Source organism: Kosakonia sp. HypNH10 (genome assembly GCF_029850615.1).
Taxonomy (GTDB): domain Bacteria; phylum Pseudomonadota; class Gammaproteobacteria; order Enterobacterales; family Enterobacteriaceae; genus Kosakonia; species Kosakonia cowanii.
Window position 1 is genome coordinate 1 of sequence record NZ_JAOTIU010000018.1, and the last position, 2,995, is coordinate 2,995.

Consider the following 2,995-nt stretch of genomic DNA (forward strand, 5'->3'; position numbering starts at 1 on the left):
AGCCACCCGGACGCAGCGGTGCAGTATATCTACACCGAAAACAGCTATGAACCGCTGGCGCGCGTCGACAGCCACGGTGAGCATGCGGACATCTTCTGGTACCACACGGAACTGAACGGCCTGCCGGACAGCGTGACCGACAGCAGCGGCGACACCGTCTGGCGCGGCGCTTCCACTGCCTGGGGCCGCAGCCTGCGTGAGAGCACACCGGTAACCCGGGACACCCCGCAGAACCTGCGCTTTCAGGGCCAGTACCTGGACCGTGAAACCGGCCTGCATTACAACACCTTCCGCTACTACGACCCGGCGGGCGCGTGTTACACGCAGATGGACCCGATAGGGCTACTGGGCGGGCTGAATACGTATACATATGTGGTTGATCCGCTGGGTTGGGTGGATCCGTTGGGCCTTAGTAGCTGCGTGTTGGGTCGTAACATGGGGGCACGTAGCGGTGATGGCATGGCTAACCATCATCTTATCCCGGAAGAGTTGATAAAGGATAAAAACTTTAAACCCATTTTTGAAAGGCTTCGAAAAATTGGCTGGAATGGTGATGGAGCTTCAAATGGGATTTTCTTACCAGGCTCAAGAGAGCTGGCAGATAATGTAGGCCTTCCGGGGCACTGGTCTAATCATAATCAATATACGGCTGCCGTCAGGAGCAGGTTAACCCAAGTAGCAAGTCAGGCAAATAGAATGAGTGATACTCAACTGGCTTTAAGTATAGAAAATATTCAGGCTTGGGCAAGCAAAGGCCTTGAGTCCGATATATTTAAAATTGATCCAAATACGGGGAGATTGCTATGAATAAAACAACTGAACATTTTTATGTTATGGAGTATTTGCCTGATAATGCTGGAAATCCTTTTTTTATGGATAAAGTATGGGATCCGGAATTACCGGATTATGATATCTTTATGTCCCCCCCAAATGCCTCTGACTTCTCTTCGTTATATCGTTTGAGAGCAAGCACGAACCAACTCGATGGTGATTATTTAATCAATGATAATTTGGTGTCATCTGATTTCATGAAAGTTTGTGAAGAATGTTTTGCTAACAATCTCCATATTCCAGTTGACATATCTCTTCTTAAGAACAAAAAGCCTGAGAAAAAATATTATTTATTTTTTCTGATGGACTATATTGAAGCACTTGAACAAAGCAACTCTCGATATTCTATCTCTCGAGATGTCGATTCGGGTCTTTTAAATAACAAGGAAGAACGAGGCCTTGATAAAACTTACTACGACGAGATAGATCTTTTCATTGTAAAAAAAGAAATAAAAAGTAACCTTTTCTTTTGTCAAGAGTTATCCAAGCCAGTGTGCTCTAAACTTTTTAAAGAAAGATTTGAAATTTATAAGTTGAAATGTATTGAATTCAAAGCCATAGATGAAAGTTTTAAATATGATGCTTGGGCTGGTTGGTGAATATTAGAAATTATAATTAAAAGAATTTTTTAATTATAAGCAGTGTTATTTACTTTTTTAATATGGCTGGTTAACAAAAAAACCTTACTTAAGGATGTAGCGAAGTTCACAAAAGCAGAATACCGCTACGACGCGCTGGGCCGCCGCACCGAGAAACAGGTGTGTCGACGCCATGCCCGTAAACCTGAGCGCACGCAGTACGCCTGGTCCGGCCTGCAGATGGTGGGCGAAACCAGCGACAGCCACCCGGACGCGGCGGTGCAGTATATCCACACCGAAAACAGCTATGAACCGCTGGCGCGTGTCGACAGCCACGGTGAGCACGCGGACATCTTCTGGTACCCCACGGAACTGAACAGCCTGCCGGACAGCGTGACCGACAGCAACGGCGACACCGTCTGGCGTGGAGCCTCTACGGCCTGGGGGAGAGCACACCTGTCGAGTGGGACACCCCGCAGAACCTGCGCTTCCAGGGCCAGTACCTGGACCGTGAAACGGGCCTTCACTACAATACCTTCCCATATGTGGTTGATCCGCTGGGGTGGGTGGATCCGCTGGGATTGGCAGCATGTTCCGGCATGTACAATTGGTATAAATACAATCGCTCCCAAGGCATGACTGCAACACAAGCCTACCGACGTATCAATAATGCTTCCCCAAAAGATGCATTTGATTACGCTTTACATCGTCAAGGCATGTCAGGCAGTAATTATCCGATTAACTTTAAAGAAAATTCTCAGTAGGGAATTATAAATATGAAATAAGAGCTCACGATGTTAATACCAACGCGCCAGCAGGAAGCAATTCCGCTAATGGCCCTATATATAGGGTGGGAAGAAGCCAGATGGGAGTGAACCCCGTGACTAATCAAGGCTATGGTTGGGAATATGGTGCCCCTGATGGTAATTGGTATCATACGTCAGAGCTCAAACCAAATAGCCCCGCTTATAATCCTCAAGCTGCCAATGACACGCATATCCCTTTGCCTTCAGGAGTAATCCCATGAATGAAAAAGACATGATAAATCTTATAAAAAATCATAACTGGAAAGAAAAATGGTTAGATTTTGCAGTGTATTCTTTTGAGAGGAACAAATTAATAATAACAGCAAGTGATGATTTTTCTTATTACCATACCTTAGAAATTATCTTAGATAATCCTAGTTATATTAGCGGTGTTGTGGAGTGGTCAAGCGATCTTGATGAGGGGTTTATAAAACTATTAACTCAAGTTGATATTTCCTCCGGTACATTTGTTTTGGAGTTTTATTCGGATTCTGAATTGAAATTCAAAGTGGTTGCTGAAAAGATGATGGTCGATTTCGATACTGTTTTTTATTATAAAAGAGAAGATTTAAAATATGGTGAGAGACTAGCTAGTTGGGTGAAATAATAATGTGAATTTCAGCAAGAGCGGTGGATCTCATTTTATTGCTGAAATAATCATACTGTTATAAATAAAGATTGTTGTTATTAGATTCATTTACTAAACATAAATACTGAAAATGACTGCATAATTAATTTTTTTGATTTTTTCTAAAAAATTGACGGCGACGCGGAGTTCAA

General features: G+C 43.7%; 3 protein-coding genes and 1 pseudogene. All 4 read left to right on the plus strand.

Annotated features, from left to right (window positions below; genetic code table 11):
• A partial coding sequence (locus tag N7V53_RS22275; RefSeq protein ID WP_279794970.1) for an RHS repeat-associated core domain-containing protein occupies nt 1-807 on the plus strand: 807 nt, incomplete at its 5' end.
• Nucleotides 804-1,430 carry a DUF1629 domain-containing protein gene (locus N7V53_RS22280; protein WP_279794973.1) on the plus strand — a complete coding sequence of 209 codons (627 nt, stop codon included), beginning with the start codon at nt 804-806 and terminating at the stop codon, nt 1,428-1,430. The genes N7V53_RS22275 and N7V53_RS22280, both read left to right, overlap by 4 nt.
• 84 nt (nt 1,431-1,514) lie before the next feature.
• A pseudogene (locus tag N7V53_RS22410) lies at nt 1,515-2,436 on the plus strand (polymorphic toxin type 30 domain-containing protein); the annotation flags it as partial.
• Nucleotides 2,433-2,822: a hypothetical protein gene (locus N7V53_RS22295; RefSeq protein ID WP_279794974.1), complete on the plus strand. Its 390-nt coding sequence runs from the start codon at nt 2,433-2,435 to the stop codon at nt 2,820-2,822. The pseudogene N7V53_RS22410 and the gene N7V53_RS22295, both read left to right, overlap by 4 nt.
• Nucleotides 2,823-2,995 lie beyond the last annotated feature (173 nt).